This window comes from Stutzerimonas stutzeri (genome assembly GCF_000219605.1).
In the GTDB taxonomy this organism is placed as follows: Bacteria; Pseudomonadota; Gammaproteobacteria; order Pseudomonadales; family Pseudomonadaceae; genus Stutzerimonas; species Stutzerimonas stutzeri.
This window is the reverse complement of record NC_015740.1, coordinates 3,423,101-3,443,550: the sequence shown is the minus strand read 5'-3', so window position 1 is coordinate 3,443,550 and position 20,450 is coordinate 3,423,101. Positions and strand designations below refer to the sequence as shown.

The following is a 20,450-nucleotide window of genomic DNA, read 5'->3' as shown; positions in this document are numbered from 1 at the left end:
GGTAAACAAGATCAAGAGGAACTGGAATCGTATGAAAACAACAAGAAAGCTATTCAGTGTCTTGGCCTTCTCTCTGCTCGCCAGCAGTGTGATGGCCGCGGTTTCCCCCGAAGAAGCCGCCAAGCTCGGAACGTCCCTCACGCCGCTGGGTGCGGAGAAGGCTGGTAACGCAGACGGCACCATTCCGGAGTGGACCGGTGGCCTGAAAACCGATGCCGCGCCGCTCAAGAATGGTCATCTGACCAACCCCTTCAAGGACGAACAACCCAAGTTCGTGATCACCGCGCAGAACGCCGAGCAGTACAAGGACAAGCTGACCGCAGGTCAGATGGCCATGTTCAAGCGCTACCCGGAAACCTACAAAATCCGTGTCTTTCCGACTCACCGCTCCGTAGCGGTCCCGGACGAGATCTATGAGGCCGCCAAGAAAAGCGCGCTGAATACCGAGCTCGTCGAAGGTGGCAATGGTCTCGCCAACTTCACCGACAGCCGCTATTACGCCTTCCCGATTCCGAAGAACGGCTTGGAGGTGATTTGGAACCACATCACCCGCTATCACGGCGGCAATGTGCGACGCAACATCGTTCAGGCGACTCCGCAAACCAACGGCAGCTACACAATGGTCCACTTCGAGGACGAGGTTGCCTTCCCGCTGGGCATGACGGACCTGGATCCGGAACGCGCCAAGAACGCTTTGCTGTTCTTCAAACAGCGCGTGACAGCACCGTCGCGACTGGCTGGTAACGTGCTGCTGGTGCATGACTCGCTGGATCAGGTGAAGGAGCCGCGTCAGGCCTGGATCTACAACGCCGGGCAGCGTCGCGTTCGCCGCGCTCCGCAGGTCGCGTATGACGGCCCGGGTACCGCATCCGACGGTATGCGCACCACCGACAACTTCGACATGTTCAGTGGCGCCCCGGATCGCTACGACTGGAAACTGATCGGCAAGAAAGAGCTGTACATCCCTTACAACAGCTATGAGATCGCCTCCAGCGACCTGAAGTACGACCAGATCATCAAGGCTGGTCACGTCAATCAGGATCTGGCGCGCTATGAGCTGCACCGCGTCTGGGAGATCGAGGCCACGCTCAAGAGCGGCGAGCGGAACATCTATGCCAAGCGTCGCTTCTTCGTCGACGAGGACAGCTGGACCATCGTTCAGTCTGAGCTCTACGACGGCCGTGGACAGCTCTGGCGCGTAGGTGAAGCCCATTCGCTGCAGTACTACCAGCACAAGGTTCCGGCCTACGCATTCGAGGCGCTGTACGACATCATTTCCGGCCGCTATATCGCGATCGGCATGAGCAACGAGGAGAAGCCTCATGAGTATGGCTATCGTGCCTCTGCCCGTGACTTCACGCCGGCCGCCCTGCGTAATGCCGGGGTACGTTGATCGTCTGATATTTGGCTTGTGAATAAGGCGGCCGGATTGGCCGCCTTTTTTTTTGCTTCCATCCAGCGGATGATAATTTCCGATTAAGAGTTCCAGTGTCAGAACGCTATCGCGCCGGCTGGACCTGCTAACCAACGTTGCGGCCGCATGCAATGACAGGGATGGCGTTTCGACTGACGGCCGTGATAACCGAGCGTAACGCCTGGCACGCACTGCGCTGTGTTTCAATGGATTGATCAGAACAAGAGAACCGTTGCCATGTCCGTACGCTTCATTCCTGATGCGCTCAGTGCAGAGGCAAGTCCCGCAGGGCAATTCCCGTCCATTCCCCGTCTGCCTCCGCTGCACGTCCGGCGGCCTCGATTGACGCAGGCGCTGCTCGACAGCGACTGCCGGCTGCGCTTGATCTGCGCTCCGGCAGGATTCGGCAAGACCGTGCTGATGAGCGAGTGCGCTCGGCAGGTGCCGGCGGACACGCGGTTGGTCTGGCTGGACCTTGGTGGACGAGCCTGCACGGTGGAAGCGCTGCATGAGCAGCTCGGTGCTGCCTTGGCGGAGCCCGCAGGCGGCGGTTCTGAAAACGACTTGCTGGCTTTGCTGCGTCGTATCCGCCAGCCCGTCTGGATCATGCTCGACGACTACCCGCGGGACTCCAGTCCCGAACTCGATGATTGCCTCGATCTTCTACTGGACATGGGGCCGTCCACGGTCAGCTGGTGGGTCACCAGTCGGCGTCAGCCGGCGTGGAAACTGCCCCGGTTGCTCTTGCAGGGGCACCTGTTCGAACTTGAGGCCGAAGCGCTGGCATTCACGGCCGATGAGCTTGAACAGGTGCTCAAGGTCCATCGTATGGCCCTTTCCCCAGAGAGCTTCCAGCAGCTGCAGCGCGTCCTGGAGGGCTGGCCAGCCGGCGTCTGCCTGATGCTGCTGAACGCCGACGAACACGCCCTGCGCGAGCGGCTGCTGGCCGGCACACCGCTGCTCAGGGATTACGTGCAGCGGGAAGTGATGGCGGGGTTGAGCGACGAGGTGCGGCGCGCGCTGTTGGCCCTGGCGCGCATGCCGCGTTTCTCCGCAGAACTGTGCGATCACGTCCTCGACGGTGTGGGTCGCGAGATCCTCGATGTTCTCAAGACACGCCAGCTCTTCATCAGGCAGATCGACAACTGTGGAGAGTGGTTCAGGTTGTGGAAGCCCCTGGCCCTGATGCTGCAGCGCTCCGCGGAAAATGCGGCGCCGACTCAGGCGCATCTGCGTGCCTGTCAGTGGTTCGCCAGTCGCGGCGAGATGCGCGAAGCAGTGGAGCATGCCTTGTGGGCCGGGCAGCCGGAAGTGGCGGCCAATTACCTGCAGCGGTACGGCCAGGAACAGTTGCTGATCGGCGACAACGTGTCGCGCTTCCTCAAATGGCGAAGCGAGCTACCCCAAGACCTGTTCGCCAGTACTACGCGATTGATCGTGTTACAGGGCTGGGCGTTGATCATTTCGGCGCGACTCGACGAGGTGGATGACTGCCTGGCCGAGCTCGCCAAGTTCTTCCCTCAGCCCGACGCGCGTCGGCAGGCGCAGCTGCTGGCGCAGTGGCAGGCGCTACGGGGCTTTCTGGCGCGTCTGCGCGGCGAGCCCGAGGCGCGACAGCACTGCCTGCAGGCGCTGGAAGTGCTCTCCGACCACGCCTGGGCGCAACGCGTCCTCTGTTTGCAGGTTCTGACGCAGCAAGCCATGGCCGAAGGCGAGCTGGAGCTTGCCCAGCACTACAACAGCGAGGGCATGAAGCTCGCACGGCTCAAGGGCAGTGTGCTCTATGAGGTAATGCTCAGCGTCGACCGAATCCAGTTGCTGGAGCTGACCGGCGAGTTCGAGCGGGCAGTCGGGGTGCTGAACGAGGCACTGCAGGCCCTGCGCGAGTCGGTTCGACATAGCCCGTTGATCGGACGGCTGCAGCTGTTGCAGGGCCACCTATTGGCCTATCAGGGGCTCGACGACCCCGCGCAGGAGGCCTACCAGCTGGGCAAGGCCGAGACCGAAACCTGCGGCGACTCCTACTGTTTCTTCGGCTACGTCGGGCTTGCCGAGCTGGCGGCGCGCAATCAGGAGTTCGCCTGCGCTTATCACTGGCTGCGCGACGCCGAGCGGCTGTCACAGTGGCGCCATGTCCCTGAGGCGCGTTTCCGCGGCATCCTGCCGCTGATAAACGGAGTGGCCTGGCTACATCAGGGGGAATTGCGCAAGGCTCGCAGTGCACTCTGCCAGGTGTTGGAACTCTACGAAGGTCGCGGTTATCTGTCGCCGTCCGGCTTCTACGAATTGCTGCCGAGGGTGCGCCGCTATCTGGCTGTGATCGATATCCTGGACGGGCAGCCGGCGAAAGCGATTGCCGCGTTACGTGAACAGATCGAGCAGAACCTCGCTGCGCAGCGCCTCGGACTTGCGTGCGAGTGCCGTTTCAGCCTGGCTGAGGCCTTGCACGTCGATGGCCAGGCGGTGGAAGCGGAGGCCGAGGTGCGTCTGGCGCTGGGAGAGGCGGCTCGGCAGCATCTGGTCAAGCCGCTGTACGAACTGGCGCACCGCCAACCTCAGTGGCTGGCGCGGGTGCTGCCTGCGGTGAAGGGGGAATCGCTGCGGCAGCGTCTGTTGAGATACGAGCGCGAGCCGGAGACTACTCAGGTCGCGACGGAGGAAACCGTTCTCAGCAATCGCGAGCTCACTGTCTTGCGCCTGATCGCTCAGGGCTGTTCGAACCAGGAGATCGCCGAGCAGTTATTCATCTCGCTGCATACGGTCAAGACCCATGCGCGGCGGATCAACACCAAGCTGGGGGTCGCGCGCAGGACTCAGGCGGTGGCCAAGGCCAAGGCGCTTGCCTGGCTCTGATGCCGGGGAACACCGTTGCGCCTGGGTCAGACGCCAGGCGCAACGATACGCTGCGGATACGTTGATCGGCAGCGGGAGAGAGTTCTTGTTGTTGTTTGGAGGACGATCGGGGAAACGCGGCAACCTGCAGGCAGTCAGGCTGAAGCCGCTACAGCAGGGCGGGCTGCAAATCTCCGTGAAGTGCGCGTGGCGGCATCTGCTCGCCGCGTTCGATGGCGAGGCTGACCTGCAGGCTGGTGATCAGGCGTTGCAGCTGTTGCTGATCGCGCCACTGCTCCGCACTGATGAAGCGCTTCACCGCGACGCCTTCGGCGCCGGTCAGGGTCAGCAGGATGCTGCCGTCCGGCTTCTCGATGCTGAAGTTGACGTTGTAGCGGGGACGAAACACATCACTGATCTTCTGGAATGGACTCGTCATGCCTAAGTACCTGTATAGGGGGTTGCCAGCAATGGACCCGGTAAGGCAATGACAAGTTTCCCGGGCGCAGCGTGTCCTGACTGCTGCAAAACGCCGCAATGCTCCTTGGCGTTACGCCTGGCTGCTCAGCTCGGCCAGCGCTTCCGGGCTGCTCTTGAACGCCTTGGCGAATAGCTCTCGATGCTTGGCCATATAGATGCCGATGTCCTCGGCCTGCTGCTCGCTGAGCGATGGCGAAGCCTGCTGCAAAACCGTGGCTAGCGTCTCGGCCAGCTCCAGCATTTTGTCATGACGATCGGCTTCGGCTTTATCCATGAACAAACGCTCCAGGTCCCGACTGCTGCGGTACACCACTTCGACGGCCATTTACCACCTCGGTTATTGGCAGATTGATACTGTTTATTTATACAGCATAAGCGGGTGCGGCGAAGATTGGTAGTGTGCCGTTGCTTCAGCGAACGAAATGTCCTTGCAGCCGCTCGGCATGAAACTCCAAGGTCGCGGCGCGATATCCGCTGCGCAGCAGCGGCAGGGGCAGGCAGGATTCCCAACGGGCGCCAGGTTGCAGATCGCCGGGCCCCTGGTAGGTGGGAGCATCGTAGGCACGGCGTGCAAGGTTTGTGCGTGAGCCCGGGGAATAGGCGGCCACTTCCCATTGCAGGCTCTGCAGCTTCCTGTCCGTGTGGTTGACCAGTTGCACATGCAGCGGCTGAGCGCCCGGACAGCGCTGCGGGTCGTGGCTCAGCCGAATCTCGAGGCGCGCCAGCAGTTGTTCCTCACGATGTTCCTGCCAGAGCACCCAGCCGGCGACGAGTGCGAGGCCGAGCACGGCCCCCAGCGAGATCGGCACGGCCCTCAGCGGGTAGCGGATCAGCAGTACCAGCCAGGTGAGGATGAGCAGGGCGCCGATCAGCATGAGCGCGCTCCTGCGAACAAACGGCTTAGCGACATGGAACACCTCCGCATTGACGGGCCCATGCTAACCCGTGCCGGCCGAGGCTGCGCAAGGACGCGGCGCGCATTTGTAGCAGGATGTCAGTCGCTGGTTTTGCCGCGGCTGGCCAGGCGCTCGAGTGCGGCCCGCAGTCCCGGATCACGAATGCCCTGAGCGGCGGCCTGAATGCTGTCTGCCGCGTTTCTCGACAGTGGGGGCGTAGCGGCGGGCTTGTGTCTCGGTGGTGGCGGTGGCTGCACCTTGAACTGGATGCGTAGCAGTCCGGCAAACTCATCCATGGCTTCCAGCTGGCGCTGAAGGCGGCGCTGCTGGTAACGCAAGCGCGTGGCCCAATGGCCATCGGTGACGATCAGCAGCAGACAGCCTTCACGCCAGGATGCCACCCGACAATGTTCGCGCGCAGCCGGCTGCAGTTGGCTTTCCAGCAACCGCTGCAGACGCTCGAGTCGCAGCGCCTCACCGAACATGGCTCTGAGCGGCTTTGCTTCGCGCAACAGTGAGGCGGGTGCGCGGGCCGGTGATGGGCGAAAGGCCATGATGGTCGGAAGATCCGTGATGACGGCATTCATGGTAACAGAAGGCCGCACGGCCGAAGCCGGCCAGTACGGGAGGCGTGTGGTTGAAATGAGGCGTCACGAGCCCCATGTTGAGCGGCGAACGGTCGCCTGCCAGCGCCATTGGCGGGTCGCCGTGCTGCGCAGTCAGGCACCTTTCCTCAGTGCCGTTTCCGAGTAGAATGGCCCCTTTGCACGTTGCCGTGACCTCACGGACGTGCCTCCATCCCCAGCATGGACGTCTTTGTCGATATGTTTGCGCCTTTATTGAAGAAACTCTTTGGAAGCAAGAATGAGCGTGAAGTCAAACGCATGCTCAAGGCGGTGCAAGCCGTCAATGCACTCGAAGAGCAGATGCTGTCGCTCTCCGACGAGCAACTGCGCAGCAAGACCGAAGAGTTCAAGGCCCGTCTCGAGAAAGGCGAAACCCTCGACCAGATCCTCCCCGAAGCATTCGCCGTCTGCCGTGAAGCCGGCAAGCGCGTCATGGGCATGCGCCACTTCGACGTGCAGCTGATCGGCGGCATGACCCTGCACGAAGGGCGTATCGCCGAAATGCGCACCGGTGAAGGCAAGACGCTGGTGGCAACCCTGGCGGTGTACCTCAACGCACTGGCCGGCAAGGGTGTACACGTGGTCACCGTCAACGACTACCTGGCCCGCCGCGACGCCAACTGGATGCGCCCGCTGTATGAGTTTCTCGGCCTCACCGTCGGTATCGTCACGCCGTTCCAGCCGCCGGAAGAAAAGCGCGCCGCCTATGCCGCCGATATCACTTACGGCACCAACAACGAGTTCGGCTTCGACTACCTGCGCGACAACATGGCGTTCAGCCTCCAGGAAAAGAACCAGCGCGAACTCAACTTCGCGGTCATCGACGAAGTCGACTCCATCCTGATCGACGAAGCACGTACCCCGCTGATCATCTCTGGCCAGGCCGAAGACAGCTCCAAGCTCTATCAGCAGATCAACCAGCTGATTCCTCGCCTCAAGCAGCACATCGAGGAAGAAGAAGGCGTCGTTACCCAGGAAGGGCACTTCAGCATCGACGAGAAGACCCGTCAGGTCGAACTGAACGAGCAAGGCCATCAGTACATCGAAGAGCTGCTCACCGCAGCCGGCCTGCTGGCCGAAGGCGAGAGCCTCTACTCGGCGCACAATCTCGGCCTGCTGACCCACGTGTACGCCGGGCTACGTGCCCACAAGCTGTTCCACCGCAACGTCGAATACATCGTGCAGAACAACCAGGTGCTGCTGATCGACGAGCACACCGGCCGGACCATGCCGGGGCGCCGGCTCTCGGAAGGGCTGCACCAGGCCATCGAGGCCAAGGAAGGGCTGCAGATCCAGCCGGAAAGCCAGACCCTCGCTTCCACCACCTTCCAGAACTACTTCCGCCTCTACAAGAAACTCGCCGGCATGACCGGCACGGCCGATACCGAAGCCTTCGAATTCCAGCAGATCTACAATCTGCCCGTGGTGGTCATCCCGACCAACAAGCCGCTGGCGCGCAAGGACTTCAATGACCTGGTCTACCTGACCCAGGAAGAGAAGTTCGCCGCGATCATCGCCGATATCAAGGAATGCCGCGAACAGGGCCGCCCCGTACTGGTCGGCACCGCGACCATCGAGACGTCCGAGTACGTGTCGCGTCTGCTGGAGCAGGAAGGCATCGAACACAAAGTGCTCAACGCCAAACACCATGACAAGGAAGCCGAAATCATCGCCCAGGCCGGTCGCCCGGGTGCGGTGACCATCGCCACCAACATGGCGGGTCGTGGTACCGACATCCTGCTCGGTGGCAACTGGGAAGTGGAAGTCGCGGCACTGGAGAATCCGACCGAAGAGCAGGTCGCGCAGATCAAGGCCGACTGGCAGAAGCGCCACCAACAGGTGCTGGAGGCGGGCGGTCTGCACGTGATCGCATCCGAGCGTCACGAGTCGCGGCGTATCGACAACCAGCTGCGTGGCCGGGCCGGACGCCAGGGGGACCCAGGCTCCAGCCGTTTCTACCTGTCGCTGGAAGACAGCCTGATGCGCATCTTCGCCTCCGACCGGGTGAAGAACTTCATGAAGGCGCTGGGTATGGAGTCCGGCGAGGCCATCGAGCACCGCATGGTCACCAATGCCATCGAGAAGGCGCAGCGCAAGGTCGAAGGCCGCAACTTCGACATGCGCAAGCAGCTGCTCGAATACGACGACGTGGCCAACGAGCAGCGCAAGGTGATCTACCACATGCGCAACAGCCTGCTGGCGGCAGACGAAATCGGCCAGACCATTGCCGAGTTCCGCCAGGAGGTGCTGGACGCCTCCATCAGCGCGCATATCCCGCCGCAGTCGCTGCCCGAGCAGTGGGACATCCCCGGTCTGGAGGCTGTGCTGTACAGCGATTTCGGCGCGCGCCTGCCGATTCAGCAGTGGCTCGACGAGGACGAGAAGCTCTACGAAGAGACCCTGCGCGAGAAAATCATGCAGGCGCTGCTGGCGGACTACCAGGAGAAGGAAGAGCTGGCCGGCCCCGAGGCGCTGCGCACCTTCGAGAAGCAGATCGTGCTGCGCGTGCTGGACGACCTGTGGAAAGAACATCTGTCGACCATGGACCATCTGCGCCACGGCATTCACCTGCGCGGTTATGCGCAGAAGAACCCGAAGCAGGAATACAAGCGCGAGTCCTTCGCACTGTTCCAGGACCTGCTGAAATCCATCAAGCGCGACAGCATCCGCGTGCTTTCCCACGTGCAGGTTCGCCGCGAAGACCCGGCCGAAGAAGAGGCCCGTCTGCGTCGCGAGGCCGAGGAGCTGGCCAAGCGCATGCAGTTCCAGCACGCCGAGGTGTCCGCGCTGGATCAGCCCGAAGAACAGCCCGAGGTGGCCGGCCAGCCCGACGTCGCGGTGGCGCCGGTGCGCACCGAGCCGAAGATCGGTCGCAACGAGCCCTGCCCATGTGGCTCGGGCAAGAAGTACAAGCATTGCCACGGACAGGTCCAATAAGCCCGACCTTGTCCCGTTGATCCACGCCGCGACCGGCCTGTGCCGCTCGCGGCGTTTTTCTCCCCGTCACCTGGCCTGTTGGCCACCACTGTCTTGAAGGAGCGCTCCATGGCTGTCGGTCTTGGTCCTTTACCTACACTGCATCCGGTTCCCGGCTTCGAGCTGGGCATCGCCTCCGCCGGCATCAAGCGCCCGGGCCGCAAGGACGTGGTGGTGATGCGCTGCGCCGAAGGTTCGCGAGTGGCTGGAGTGACCACCACCAACGCGTTCTGTGCCGCGCCGGTACTGATCACCCGCGAACGCATGCACGGTCCGGTGCGCTACCTGCTGACCAACACCGGTAACGCCAATGCCGGCACCGGGCCGCAGGGGCTGGCCGACGCCCGTCGCACCTGCGCCGCGCTGGCAGCGCTGACCGGCGTTGACGAGACTGCCGTGCTGCCGTTTTCCACCGGTGTGATCGGCGAGCCGCTGCCGGTGCAGAAGATCGAGTCGGCATTGCAGGCCGCGCTCGACGACCTCTCGCCCGATCATTGGGCCGAGGCCGCGACCGGCATCATGACCACCGACACCCTGCCCAAGGGCGCCAGCCGACAGTTCCAGCACGACGGCGTCACTGTCACCGTCACCGGTATCAGCAAGGGCGCCGGGATGATCCGGCCGAACATGGCCACCATGCTCGGCTACATCGCCACCGACGCCAAGGTGGCCGGCAACGTGCTGCAGGATCTGGTGCGCGATGCGGCGAACAAGTCTTTCAATCGCATCACTATCGATGGCGATACCTCGACCAACGACTGCTGCATGCTGATCGCCACCGGCCAGGCTGCATTGCCGGAGATCACATCCGCCGCCGGTGAGCTGTTCGGCAAGCTCAAGCAGGCGGTTCTCGAGGTGTTCATGGAAGTGGCCCAGGCCATCGTCCGCGATGGCGAGGGAGCGACCAAGTTCGTCACCGTGCAGGTCAACGGGGGCGGCAATCATCAGGAATGCCTGGACGTCGCCTACGCCGTGGCCCATTCGCCGCTGATCAAGACCGCGCTGTTCGCGTCCGACCCGAACTGGGGGCGCATCCTCGCGGCCGTGGGGTATGCCGGTGTGCCGGATCTGGATGTGAGCAAGATCGATGTCTTCCTCGGCGAGGTCTGCATCGCCAGCCAGGGTGGCCGCTCGCCCAGCTATACCGAAGAGCAGGGCGCCGCGGTAATGGCCCGTGAGGAGATCAGCATTCGCATCGAGTTGGGCCGCGGCAGCTGCAGCGAGACCATTTGGACCACCGACCTGTCCCACGAGTACGTGAAGATCAACGCCGAATACCGGACCTGATCGTCTCGCCCCTCGCTATTCCCGTTGCGCATGGGCCATGTGCAGCGGGAATTGCCTTCTCCACGCGTTGAGCTTTAACGTCCGCTGACTTCCTCTGTCGACGTGAGGCGCATCGATCATGGCTTTGCAACTGGTTATTGGCGACCGCAACTACTCGTCCTGGTCGCTGCGGGCTGCCCTGGTTCTGGAACTGTCCGGCCAGGCGTTTTCGGATATCCCCGTAGCGCTCTATCGACCCGAGAGTCTGGCGCGCCTGCTCAGCTACTCGCCAACCGGCAAGGTGCCGGTGCTGCTGACCGACGAGGGCCCGGTATGGGACTCGCTGGCCATTGCCGAGTACCTCGCCGAGGTTGCGCCCAAGGCGCAGCTGTGGCCACAAGAGCGTTATGCACGAGCGCTGGCGCGCAGCATCTGTGCCGAGATGCACAGCGGCTTTCAGGCGCTGCGCAGCCACCTGCCGATGGATATGGCGCGTGATCAGGCACTGGCGCAGTTGCCTGAAGCGGTGCAGGAGGACATCGATCGGATCTGCGCGATCTGGGCCGACTGCCGCGGGCGCTTCGGCCACGGCGGAGCTTACCTGTTCGGTCAGCCAGGCGTCGCCGATGCCTTCTACGCGCCGGTGGCGTCGCGCCTGCGCAGCTATCGGGTTGAGCTGCCACCCGACGCGACGGCTTATGTCGAGACGATCCACCAATGGCCAGCCTTTCAGCGCTGGCGCGAACGAGCCGTGCAGGAAGTGATGAAGTGAAGCGTATCCATGTTGCTGCGGCCGTCATCCGCGGGCCGGAATCGAGCGTATTGATCGCCAAACGCCCACTCGACAAGCATCAGGGCGGTCTGTGGGAATTTCCGGGCGGCAAGGTCGAGGACGGTGAAGGCGTGGAATCGGCGCTGGCCCGTGAGCTGCAGGAGGAGTTGGGCATCGAGGTGACCCAGGCCCAACCGTTAATACAGGTACGCCACGATTATCCGGACAAGCAGGTCCTGCTGGATGTCTGGGAAGTGCTGGCGTTCGCCGGCGAGCCGCACGGTGCCGAGGGCCAGCCGCTGGCCTGGGTCGCCCCGGAGGAGCTTGTCGACTACAGTTTTCCCGCCGCCAATCAGCCGATCGTGACCGCTGCCCGTCTCCCGCAGCATTATCTGATCACCCCCGACGGCCTTGCCGTGCCGCGTTTGCTCGAAGGAATTGCGCGGGCGCTGGATGCAGGCATTCGGCTCATCCAGTTGCGTGCGCCGTCCCTCCCGCCTGCGGACTATCGGACGCTTGCCGAGCGTGTGCTGGCCCTGTGCGCGGGACGTGCCCAACTGATGCTCAAGGGCCCACTGGAGTGGGTCGAGGACTTTCCCGGCGCGGGTTGGCACCTCACTGCCGAACAGCTGCGGCGGGCCGGAAGCGGGCGGCCAGTGCAAGCGCAGCGATGGCTGGCAGCGTCCTGTCATGGGGCAGAAGAGCTGGCACTGGCAGCGGCATTGGAGGTAGATTTCGTCACCTTGTCGCCCGTGCAGAGCACGGCGACTCATCCCGGCGCGCCTACTCTGGGCTGGCAGCGGGCAGCGGACTTGCTGTCAGGCTTCGACCGGCCGGTTTTCCTGCTCGGTGGGCTACAGGCAGGCGATATGGGACGGGCTCGGCAGATAGGCGCGCAAGGCATTGCGGCCATCCGCGCGTTCTGGCCGGATTGAACCGCGGAGCCAATCGCGGGTCACTGCCGATGCCGCCTGAAAGACTGCAACTGAAATGTTTCATTGATAGTGAAAAGCAATGAAGGCTATTCCCTTAATCAATTAACAGTATGCTGTCGGGTGCGCTATCGTAGGCGCCGTCAAAGTTTTTGAATTCCTTTTCCAAAACCCCGAGGAGTTAGCATGTCGTTGATCAACACTCAGGTTCAGCCGTTTAAAGTCAATGCCTTCCACAATGGCAAGTTCATCGAAGTCACCGAAGAGTCCCTGAAGGGCAAGTGGTCCGTGCTGATCTTCATGCCGGCTGCCTTCACCTTCAACTGCCCGACCGAAATCGAAGACGCTGCCAACAGCTACGCCGAGTTCCAGAAGGCCGAGACCGAGGTGTACATCGTCACTACCGACACCCACTTCTCGCACAAGGTCTGGCACGAAACTTCGCCGGCCGTTGGCAAGGCTCAGTTCCCGCTGATCGGTGACCCGACTCACCAACTGACCCGCGCTTTTGGCGTGCACATCGAAGAAGAAGGCCTGGCTCTGCGCGGCACCTTCCTGATCAACCCGGAAGGCGTGATCAAGACCGTCGAGATCCACTCCAACGAGATCGCTCGTGACGTGTCCGAGACCCTGCGCAAGCTGAAAGCTGCTCAGTACACCGCCGCTCACCCGGGTGAAGTCTGCCCGGCCAAGTGGAAAGAAGGCGAGAAGACCCTGGCTCCGTCGCTGGACCTGGTCGGCAAGATCTAACGTCTATCTGCCTTGCTTGCCTGTCGAGGGAGCTGCTGTTCGCTCCTTCGACCCGACGCCTGGACGCGAACCGTCCGGGCGTTTTATTTCCTGAATTCCAAACGGGGTACTGCTGCTCATGTTGGACACCAATCTCAAGACCCAGTTGAAAGGCTACCTGGAGAAGGTCACCCAGCCCTTCGAGATCGTCGCGTCCCTCGATGGCGGCGAGAAATCCCGGGAGCTGCTGAGCCTGCTGCAGGACATCGCTGGCCTCAGCGACAAGATCACCTTGAAGACCGACGGCGACGATGCGCGCAAGCCGTCGTTCTCGCTCAACCGCATCGGCGGCAACATCAGCCTGCGTTTCGCCGGCATCCCCATGGGCCACGAGTTCACCTCGCTGGTGCTGGCCTTGCTGCAGGTCGGCGGCCACCCGTCGAAGACCGCGCCGGAAGTCATTGAGCAGATCAAGGCGCTCGACGGCGACTACCGCTTCGAAACCTACTTCTCGCTGTCCTGCCAGAACTGCCCGGACGTGGTCCAGGCGCTGAACCTGATGGCCGTGCTCAACCCGAACATCAAGCACGTGGCCATCGACGGCGCGCTGTTCCAGGATGAAGTCGAAGCGCGGCAGATCATGTCGGTGCCGAGCATCTACCTCAACGGCGAGCTGTTCACCCAGGGCCGCATGAGCGAGGAAGAGATCCTCGCCAAGCTCGACACCGGTTCCAGCGCCCGTGATGCCGAGAAGCTCAAGGCCAAGGACGCCTTCGACGTGCTGGTGGTCGGCGGCGGTCCGGCCGGCGCCGCAGCGGCCATCTACGCCGCGCGCAAGGGCATCCGCACCGGCGTCGCGGCCGAGCGCTTCGGCGGTCAGGTGCTGGACACCATGGCCATCGAGAACTTCATCTCGGTGAAGGAAACCGAAGGCCCGAAACTGGCCCGCGCGCTGGAAGAGCACGTGCGCGAGTACGAGGTCGACATCATGAACCTGCAGCGCGCCAGCCAGCTGATCCCGGCCGGCGAAGACGGCCTGCACCGCGTCCGGTTCGACAATGGCGGCGAGCTCAAGGCCAAGACCCTGATCCTCGCCACCGGCGCGCGCTGGCGCGAAATGAACGTGCCGGGCGAGCAGGAATACCGCGGCCGTGGCGTCGCCTACTGCCCGCACTGCGACGGCCCGCTGTTCAAGGGCAAGCGCGTGGCGGTGATCGGCGGTGGCAACTCCGGCGTGGAAGCGGCCATCGACCTGGCCGGCATCGTCGCCCACGTGACCCTGCTGGAATTCGGCGAAGACCTGCGTGCCGACGCCGTGCTGCAGCGCAAGCTCAACAGCCTGCCCAACGTCCGCGTGCTGAAGATGGCGCAGACCACCGAGGTCAAGGGCGACGGCCAGAAGGTCACCGGCCTGGTCTACAAGGACCGCAGCAGCGAAGAAATGCACAGCGTCGAGCTGGAAGGCATCTTCGTGCAGATCGGCCTGCTGCCCAACAGCGAATGGCTCAAGGGCACCCTGGAGCTGTCGCGTTTCGGCGAGATCATCGTCGACGCCAAGGGCCAGACCAGCATCCCCGGCGTGTTCGCCGCCGGTGACGTGACCACGGTGCCGTACAAGCAGATCGTGATCGCCGTCGGCGAAGGCGCCAAGGCCTCGCTGAGCGCCTTTGATCACCTGATCCGCACCTCCGCGCCGGCCTGATCGGGATCGGCAAACAAAAAGGGGAGCAACCGAGAGGTTGCTCCCCTTTTTCGTGGGCGATTCTTCGTGGGTGACAGGGGACAGGGCGAGTGCCCGTCCCGGCTGAGGATCATTGCGTGCTGGCTGCGGTCTACTCCGGTACACCGTGCTACCGCTCAGGTGGAAGCGAACGCCACGGCTTTGCCGCTGGCGTGCATGTCGAGCAGTCCATGGAGCTGTCCACGAAGATGATGAATGCGCAAACGCTGCAGGGGTCTCGCAGGGTCGTGCTGACCTATCCCAATCGCCCGCGCGAGCCCCAGCACGAGAAGATTGTCCACGCCGCATTGGCCGAACGCCTGGCCGTGTTGCTGGGCCTGAGTTACGGCGGCGAATACGATCCGACTCGCCGCTACGACGCCCATCCTTACCTGGTGCCGTCGGGAACCGTTGTCGGTCTGCACGAGGCCCACGAGCTGGGGCTGAACGAAGAGGGCGACCTGTTCGGCGGCGTCGTGCCGCAGCCCTTCGTCGAGACCAAGGCCATCACCCATCCGCTGGTGCGTCCGGACGCCGTGGCGCCGGTCGGCTGGTCGCGCGATTTCGGTACCCAGGTCAAAGGCAGCGTGCTGGCCGGCTACAGCGCGTTCAGCCTGGAGGATGCCAGGGACGCGGGGCGACGGCTGTTGCATGAGGGGGCGGTGCGGATCAAACCGGTCCGCGCGACGGGCGGGCGCGGCCAGCTGCGCGTTGACGACAGCGATGCCCTCGACCAGGCGTTGTTCGCCCTCGAGGAGAAGGAGCTGGGTCAGTACGGCGTCGTGCTCGAAGCTCATCTGGAGCGCGTCACCACCTTCAGCGTTGGTCAGGTACGTGTCGGCGGGCGTCTGGCCAGTTACTACGGTACCCAGCGACTGACCCGCGACAATGCCGGCAACGAGGTCTATGGCGGCTCGGACCTCGTGGTCGTCGATGGTGATTTCGAGGCGCTGCTGGCACTGGACCTTCCGGAAACCACGCGCCTGGCGGTCAGCCAGGCACAGGTCTACGACGAGGCAGCTTCGAGCTGCTACCGGCACTTTTTCGCCTCGCGGCGCAATTACGACATCGCCCAGGGCATCGACGGGCGTGGCCAACCACGTTCCGGCGTACTCGAGCAATCCTGGCGCATCGGCGGTGCCAGCAGCGCCGAGATCGCCGCGCTCGAAGCATTCAGGCGGGGCAGTGGGGTGCGTGCGGTAAAGGCCTCTTCGATCGAACTCTATGGTGAACAGCAGCAGGTGCCGGCCGGTGCCCAGGTGCTGTATCGGGACGAGGACGCCGAAGTGGGCTTCATCACCAAATGCGTAATGGTGGAGGACTATGGCGACGCATAGCGAGATGGTGAACATCCTGGTGGGCGACGAGCACATCGCCGGGACCTTTCTGTCACCGCCGGAAAAGATGCCCGGCGTACTGTTCGTGCATGGCTGGGGCGGTAGTCAGCAGCGCGATCTGACGCGCGCGCGGGGCATCGCCGGGCTCGGTTGCGTCTGCCTGTCGTTCGACCTGCGTGGCCATGCGCAGACCCGGGCACAGCAGGAAACCGTGACCCGCGAGCAGAACCTCGACGATCTGCTGGCCGCTTACGACCTGCTCGCCCAGCACCCGCATATCGACCCTTCGGCGATCGCTGTGGTGGGTACCAGCTATGGCGGTTACCTGGCAGCAATCCTCACCTCCTTGCGCCCAGTGAAGTGGCTGGCGCTGCGCGTGCCTGCGCTGTACCGCGACGAGGAATGGCAGGTGCCCAAGCGCCAGCTGGACCGCGAGGTACTCAACCAGCTGCGCAGCCGCCGCGTGCGGCCCGAGGAAAACCGTGCACTGGCGGCCTGCGCGGCATTCCGCGGCGACGTGCTGATCGTCGAGTCCGAGCACGATACCTTCGTGCCTCACGAAACGATCATGAGCTATCGCGCCGCCTTTCATTCCACTCATTCACTGACCCATCGGATCATCGATGGCGCCGACCACGCGCTGAGCAGTGAGCGCTGCCAGGAGGCCTATACGTCCATCCTGGTGAACTGGGCGACCGAAATGATCGTCGGCGCGCGCCTCGACGAGAAGTCGCCGATCGGCTTCAAGCCGGTCGAAGAGGGCGAGGCGGGCGGCTGAGCGACGGTCGTCCGCTTCAACCCGGCGGCGTGGCGGGCGGTGTCGGGCCAACGAAGCGGCTCCAGCGGCGGTCGAGAACCTGTTGCTTGAGCACCTCGATCACATCCACCAGCAGCTCCTCCAATGCCAGATCGGTGTGCTCGTCCTGATAGACCCAGGCATCGAAGAACTCGTCGGCGAGATTGGCCGCCAACGCCTGGAACTGCGGGCCGCGCATGCCCTCCACAGCGCCCTGCATCAGCCGTGCGGCGATATCGCCGAGGGCATCGTCGAGCGTGCTGGCCAGGCGATTGCCCAGCGGCAGGCGGCGCAGGCTGTGCATTTCCGGATTGTCCCGCAGCGCCTGGTGGATCAGCTGGCTGACGTAGCCTTCGATGGCGCCGCGATTGTCGCGGTAGCCGGTTTCCAGCATGCCTTGCAGGCGCCGCGACAGGTCGTTGAGCACGCGCTGCTTGCGCGGTCGGACCACCTCCTGCAGAAGGCGCCGCGAGAGGTCGTCACTGGCGCCGATCTCCTGCTGCAGACGGCCGAACAGGCGCACCATCACCCGGTCGGAAAGCTCTTCGATCAGCAGGTAGTAATAACGGCTGAACAGCCCATAGACGGCCCACCGGCGCATGTCGATCAGGCCCAGACGCTGCAGGCGAATGAGCAGGCTGCCAACCCGCAGTACCCGCAGCCACCGGAACCCCGCCAGCGGAATGCAGCCGAGCACGTCATACCAGTGAGCGAACGGGTAGTAGTACCAGCGCGCATAACGGCGCTCGAACAGCGCGACCGTCCAGCCGAGCAGCACGTCGAGAAGGAAGACCGCGACGAAGGCCAGGTCGATGTACTGGAAGTTGACGTGGATGCTTTGCTGATAGCGCTCGTGCAGCTGCGGCACCAGGCTGGCAAGCGCCGTGTTGACCGGCTGCAGCGCGAACAGGCTGTCGAACAGGATCAGCGCCAGGTTCACGCAGACCAGCAGGACGATGAAGGCTTCCCAGGCGGCATGCAGCCCGTCGCGCCGTCGCGCCTGTTGATCCACGCGGTGCTCAGTCATCCGCGCCGGCTGCCGCGGCGGCGGGTTGCCAGAGGATCTCGCCACACCCCTGGCGCCGCGCAATCAGGCGGGCGGCGACGAACAGCGCATCGGACAGCCGGTTCAGATAGGCCAGCAGCACCGGGCGCACGGTTTCGCTGGCATTGAGCTGCTGGCACCGACGTTCGGCAGTGCGCGTCACGCTGCGGCACAGGTGGGCGAGGGCGATGAGTCGAGAACCGCCCGGCAGGATGAACTCCTTGAGCGGGCCCAGCTCCTGATTCCAACGGTCGATGGCCTGCTCCAGGCGCTCGATCTCGCTTTCCTGCAGCGCCTGGTAGTCGGGCATCGCCAGCTCGCCGCCAAGATCGAACAGGCGGTGTTGGCACGGGCCGAACACGCTGATCAGCTCATCGAGCGCCGGCCACTGCACCTGCGCATCGGCCAGCTCGGCAAGCAGCAGGCCGAGCTGGCTGTTGAGCGTATCGACTTCGCCCATGGCCTCGACGCGGGGGTGATCCTTGGCGACCCGACGGCCGTCGCCCAGGCCGGTTTCGCCGCCGTCGCCGGTGCGGGTGTAGATCTTGGATAGTCGATTGCCCATGGTTTTTCCTTGTTCAGGTCGCAGTCGGCTCGACTGGCGAGCTTAGCGGCAGTCGCAGGGTGAAGGTGGTGCCGTGGCCGGGTTGGCACTGCACCTCCATCTGACCCTGGTGATTGTTGGTGATGATGAAATACGAAACGGAAAGGCCCAGTCCGGTTCCCTGGCCGACTTCCTTGGTGGTGAAGAAAGGTTCGAAGATGCGCTTGCGCACGTTCTCGGGGATGCCGCCGCCGTTGTCCTCCACCTGGATTTCCGCCCAGGGCGGGTTCAGCCGCGTACGCAGAATGATCTGCCCGGGCTCGCCGCTGTGGTGCGCATGGATGGCCTGGGCCGCGTTCTTCAGCAGATTGAGCAGCACCTGCTCCAGCTCGTTGCCGATGCAGGGCACCCGATCCACGCGCGGGTCGAAGTCACGGACGATATCGATGGCCTTGAAATCGAAGCCTTCCATCAGGGCGAAGTCGTTTCCGGCGATCTCCAGTGCCTGGTCGATCAGCACCGGCAAATGACAGTCGGCCAGTTGGCGGTTGCTCATGCGACTGAAACTGAGCATGTGGCTGACGATCTTCGCGGCCCTCGAGCCGGCCTGCTGGATGCCATCGAGCAGCTGCGGCACCTCGCGGCGCTGCAGGTACTGGTTGACTGCCTCCAGGCGCACCCCGGTTTCTTCGGCCGCCTCGCGATTGCGCTCGAGCTCGGCGGAGAGCCGGCGACGTATGTTCTGGGCGTTGTGCAGGATGGCGCCGAGGGGGTTGTTGATCTCGTGAGCCATGCCGGCCGCCAGGCTGCCCACCGAGAGCATCTTCTCCGACTGCACCATCATTTCTTCCATGTTGATGCGCTGGGTGATGTCGTCGATGCGGATCACCACGCCACGACCGCCGCCGCCGGTCAGTGGATAGCAGGTGAGCGCGTAGTGGTGTGGCTCGTCGTTGCGCAGCCACGTCACTTTCTCGATCTTTTCCACCACATGCTGCTCGGAGCTGCGGCGGATCTGCGTGAGGAAGGGCTTGAGCGGCTCGAAGGCGACGAATACCGGTTGATTCAGCGCATCGTCCAGCGGCGTGCCGGAAAGGGCGCTGGCTTCCTGATTCCATTGGGTGACGTAGAGCTGCTCGTCGAGGGCGATCAGCGCCGAGGGCATCGAGTCGATGATGCTATTGAGGTATTTCTGGAAGCCGGTGAGCTTCTGTTCGATCTTGCTGCGCACCTGCACTTCCAGCTCCAGTTTACGGTTGGAGTGGCGCGTTTCCTCGGCCAGACCCTGGGCATGGTCGAAGGCTTCCTGGGCGTCGTCACGGGCGCGCTTGAGCTGCTGCTCACGGGCTTCCATGCGCGACAGCATGGTGTTGAAGGCATCGGCGAGGCGACCGATCTCGTCCTGGTTGCCGGGCTTGGCGCGCAGGGAATAGTCCTCCTCGCGGGTGACCTGGCGCGACAGCGCCTCCAGATCGCGAATCGGCCGGGTAATGAGCTGGCGGATCTGACGCGCCACCAGAATCCAGAGCAGCAGACTGGCTACCAGGATGGCCAGGCTCGCCGTCAGCGTGCCGGTGTAGAACGCGCCTGGCAGTTCGCTGCTGGCCACCATCAGCAGATGCCCGGCGCTGCCGTCCGCTTGCGGTAGCCTGACCAGCAGGTTGGCGCGGATTTCGCCAGCACGCCAGTCGGCGACCTTGTCGATCCGCTCCGGCAGCCGCAGCCGCTCACCCTGCTGCAGCTGCGCAAGGCTGTTGCCGTCGCGGTCGTAGATCACTGCTGCGCGCAGCGGAGCATAGCCGTCCAGGCGCCTGAGCAACTCGCTGGCTGCCTCGGGCGAGGACAGGGCGCGGCTGCTCAGCTCCTCGGTGGTGAAAAGTTCGCCAAGCGTGTGCATGGCTTGCGGAGCGACGCTCTGCCGCGAGATCCAGTAGGCGGCACTGATGAAGGTGAGGTTGGATACCAGCAGCACGGCGGCGAGCAGGACGAGCAGGGCGAGCAGCAGCTTGCGGCCGACCGGGAGATTTTCGAGGCGCTGACGCAGCTTCATGGAACGGGCACGGCTTGGCGGAGGGTTTCAGCAGG

General features: G+C 63.6%; 17 protein-coding genes. 10 read left to right on the top strand and 7 right to left on the bottom strand.

Going from position 1 to position 20,450, the window contains the following annotated elements:
- Nucleotides 1-31: 31 nt before the first annotated feature.
- Together PSTAB_RS15970 and PSTAB_RS15965 are read left to right on the top strand one after the other, a co-directional pair.
- Nucleotides 32-1,393, top strand: coding sequence for a DUF1329 domain-containing protein (locus PSTAB_RS15970; RefSeq protein WP_013983757.1), 1,362 nt, complete (start codon nucleotides 32-34; stop codon nucleotides 1,391-1,393).
- Between the two features lie 258 nt (nucleotides 1,394-1,651).
- A complete protein-coding gene (locus tag PSTAB_RS15965; protein WP_041771814.1) occupies nucleotides 1,652-4,267 on the top strand; it encodes a LuxR C-terminal-related transcriptional regulator in 2,616 nt (871 codons plus the stop codon).
- A gap of 148 nt (nucleotides 4,268-4,415) precedes the next feature.
- Here the strand turns inward: PSTAB_RS15965 and PSTAB_RS15960 are convergent, their stop codons facing one another.
- The 4 genes from PSTAB_RS15960 to PSTAB_RS15945 form a co-directional block, all read right to left on the bottom strand.
- Complete coding sequence (locus PSTAB_RS15960; protein WP_013983755.1) at nucleotides 4,416-4,685, bottom strand: DUF3509 domain-containing protein; 270 nt, start codon at nucleotides 4,683-4,685, stop codon at nucleotides 4,416-4,418.
- 111 nt (nucleotides 4,686-4,796) lie between these two features.
- Nucleotides 4,797-5,051: a YebG family protein gene (locus PSTAB_RS15955; RefSeq protein WP_013983754.1), complete on the bottom strand. Its 255-nt coding sequence runs from the start codon at nucleotides 5,049-5,051 to the stop codon at nucleotides 4,797-4,799.
- Nucleotides 5,052-5,136: 85 nt separating this feature from the next.
- On the bottom strand, nucleotides 5,137-5,601 hold the full coding sequence (locus PSTAB_RS15950) for a hypothetical protein (protein WP_013983753.1): 465 nt from the start codon (nucleotides 5,599-5,601) through the stop codon (nucleotides 5,137-5,139).
- Between the two features lie 119 nt (nucleotides 5,602-5,720).
- On the bottom strand, nucleotides 5,721-6,176 hold the full coding sequence (locus PSTAB_RS15945; protein WP_013983752.1) for a DciA family protein: 456 nt from the start codon (nucleotides 6,174-6,176) through the stop codon (nucleotides 5,721-5,723).
- A gap of 270 nt (nucleotides 6,177-6,446) precedes the next feature.
- Here PSTAB_RS15945 and secA point away from each other — a divergent pair, with 270 nt between their 5' ends.
- The 8 genes from secA (at nucleotide 6,447) to PSTAB_RS15905 (ending at nucleotide 16,758) form a co-directional block, all read left to right on the top strand.
- Nucleotides 6,447-9,185 (top strand): preprotein translocase subunit SecA, encoded by a 2,739-nt coding sequence (gene secA / locus PSTAB_RS15940; protein ID WP_041771980.1) that lies wholly within the window; start codon nucleotides 6,447-6,449, stop codon nucleotides 9,183-9,185.
- 108 nt (nucleotides 9,186-9,293) lie between these two features.
- A complete protein-coding gene (gene argJ, locus PSTAB_RS15935; RefSeq protein WP_013983749.1) occupies nucleotides 9,294-10,511 on the top strand; it encodes a bifunctional glutamate N-acetyltransferase/amino-acid acetyltransferase ArgJ in 1,218 nt (405 codons plus the stop codon).
- Nucleotides 10,512-10,629: 118 nt separating this feature from the next.
- Nucleotides 10,630-11,262, top strand: a complete 633-nt coding sequence (locus PSTAB_RS15930) for a glutathione S-transferase family protein (RefSeq protein ID WP_013983748.1) — start codon at nucleotides 10,630-10,632, stop codon at nucleotides 11,260-11,262.
- On the top strand, nucleotides 11,259-12,197 hold the full coding sequence (locus PSTAB_RS15925; RefSeq protein ID WP_013983747.1) for a Nudix family hydrolase: 939 nt from the start codon (nucleotides 11,259-11,261) through the stop codon (nucleotides 12,195-12,197). The genes PSTAB_RS15930 and PSTAB_RS15925 overlap by 4 nt, the downstream gene beginning before the upstream one ends.
- 183 nt (nucleotides 12,198-12,380) lie before the next feature.
- Nucleotides 12,381-12,944, top strand: coding sequence for an alkyl hydroperoxide reductase subunit C (ahpC, locus tag PSTAB_RS15920; RefSeq protein WP_013983746.1), 564 nt, complete (start codon nucleotides 12,381-12,383; stop codon nucleotides 12,942-12,944).
- Nucleotides 12,945-13,062: 118 nt separating this feature from the next.
- A complete protein-coding gene (ahpF, locus tag PSTAB_RS15915) occupies nucleotides 13,063-14,625 on the top strand; it encodes an alkyl hydroperoxide reductase subunit F (RefSeq protein WP_013983745.1) in 1,563 nt (520 codons plus the stop codon).
- A 227-nt stretch (nucleotides 14,626-14,852) separates the two neighbouring features.
- Nucleotides 14,853-15,980 (top strand): DUF3182 family protein, encoded by a 1,128-nt coding sequence (locus PSTAB_RS15910; RefSeq protein ID WP_041771979.1) that lies wholly within the window; start codon nucleotides 14,853-14,855, stop codon nucleotides 15,978-15,980.
- On the top strand, nucleotides 15,967-16,758 hold the full coding sequence (locus tag PSTAB_RS15905) for an alpha/beta hydrolase family protein (protein ID WP_013983743.1): 792 nt from the start codon (nucleotides 15,967-15,969) through the stop codon (nucleotides 16,756-16,758). Before PSTAB_RS15910 ends, PSTAB_RS15905 begins: the two co-directional genes overlap by 14 nt.
- Nucleotides 16,759-16,774: 16 nt before the next feature.
- Here the strand turns inward: PSTAB_RS15905 and PSTAB_RS15900 are convergent, their stop codons facing one another.
- Genes PSTAB_RS15900 through PSTAB_RS15890 form a run of 3 tightly spaced genes read right to left on the bottom strand, consistent with a single transcriptional unit; the run spans nucleotide 16,775 to nucleotide 20,415 of the window.
- Nucleotides 16,775-17,803: an ion transporter gene (locus PSTAB_RS15900; RefSeq protein WP_193384068.1), complete on the bottom strand. Its 1,029-nt coding sequence runs from the start codon at nucleotides 17,801-17,803 to the stop codon at nucleotides 16,775-16,777.
- On the bottom strand, nucleotides 17,796-18,386 hold the full coding sequence (locus PSTAB_RS15895; RefSeq protein WP_013983741.1) for a cob(I)yrinic acid a,c-diamide adenosyltransferase: 591 nt from the start codon (nucleotides 18,384-18,386) through the stop codon (nucleotides 17,796-17,798). The genes PSTAB_RS15900 and PSTAB_RS15895 overlap by 8 nt, the downstream gene beginning before the upstream one ends.
- 13 nt (nucleotides 18,387-18,399) lie before the next feature.
- Nucleotides 18,400-20,415 carry a sensor histidine kinase gene (locus PSTAB_RS15890; RefSeq protein WP_013983740.1) on the bottom strand — a complete coding sequence of 672 codons (2,016 nt, stop codon included), beginning with the start codon at nucleotides 20,413-20,415 and terminating at the stop codon, nucleotides 18,400-18,402.
- Nucleotides 20,416-20,450: the final 35 nt, after the last annotated feature.

What these genes read in the sequence shown, in the direction of transcription:
- PSTAB_RS15970 (WP_013983757.1), top strand. Translation starts at nt 32, where the DNA reads ATGAAAACAACAAGAAAGCTATTCAGTGTCTTGGCCTTCTCTCTGCTC.
- PSTAB_RS15965 (WP_041771814.1), top strand. Translation starts at nt 1,652, where the DNA reads ATGTCCGTACGCTTCATTCCTGATGCGCTCAGTGCAGAGGCAAGTCCC.
- PSTAB_RS15960 (WP_013983755.1), bottom strand. Translation starts at nt 4,685, where the DNA reads ATGACGAGTCCATTCCAGAAGATCAGTGATGTGTTTCGTCCCCGCTAC.
- PSTAB_RS15955 (WP_013983754.1), bottom strand. Translation starts at nt 5,051, where the DNA reads ATGGCCGTCGAAGTGGTGTACCGCAGCAGTCGGGACCTGGAGCGTTTG.
- PSTAB_RS15950 (WP_013983753.1), bottom strand. Translation starts at nt 5,601, where the DNA reads ATGCTGATCGGCGCCCTGCTCATCCTCACCTGGCTGGTACTGCTGATC.
- PSTAB_RS15945 (WP_013983752.1), bottom strand. Translation starts at nt 6,176, where the DNA reads ATGGCCTTTCGCCCATCACCGGCCCGCGCACCCGCCTCACTGTTGCGC.
- secA (WP_041771980.1), top strand. Translation starts at nt 6,447, where the DNA reads ATGTTTGCGCCTTTATTGAAGAAACTCTTTGGAAGCAAGAATGAGCGT.
- argJ (WP_013983749.1), top strand. Translation starts at nt 9,294, where the DNA reads ATGGCTGTCGGTCTTGGTCCTTTACCTACACTGCATCCGGTTCCCGGC.
- PSTAB_RS15930 (WP_013983748.1), top strand. Translation starts at nt 10,630, where the DNA reads ATGGCTTTGCAACTGGTTATTGGCGACCGCAACTACTCGTCCTGGTCG.
- ahpC (WP_013983746.1), top strand. Translation starts at nt 12,381, where the DNA reads ATGTCGTTGATCAACACTCAGGTTCAGCCGTTTAAAGTCAATGCCTTC.
- ahpF (WP_013983745.1), top strand. Translation starts at nt 13,063, where the DNA reads ATGTTGGACACCAATCTCAAGACCCAGTTGAAAGGCTACCTGGAGAAG.
- PSTAB_RS15910 (WP_041771979.1), top strand. Translation starts at nt 14,853, where the DNA reads ATGATGAATGCGCAAACGCTGCAGGGGTCTCGCAGGGTCGTGCTGACC.
- PSTAB_RS15905 (WP_013983743.1), top strand. Translation starts at nt 15,967, where the DNA reads ATGGCGACGCATAGCGAGATGGTGAACATCCTGGTGGGCGACGAGCAC.
- PSTAB_RS15900 (WP_193384068.1), bottom strand. Translation starts at nt 17,803, where the DNA reads ATGACTGAGCACCGCGTGGATCAACAGGCGCGACGGCGCGACGGGCTG.
- PSTAB_RS15895 (WP_013983741.1), bottom strand. Translation starts at nt 18,386, where the DNA reads ATGGGCAATCGACTATCCAAGATCTACACCCGCACCGGCGACGGCGGC.
- PSTAB_RS15890 (WP_013983740.1), bottom strand. Translation starts at nt 20,415, where the DNA reads ATGAAGCTGCGTCAGCGCCTCGAAAATCTCCCGGTCGGCCGCAAGCTG.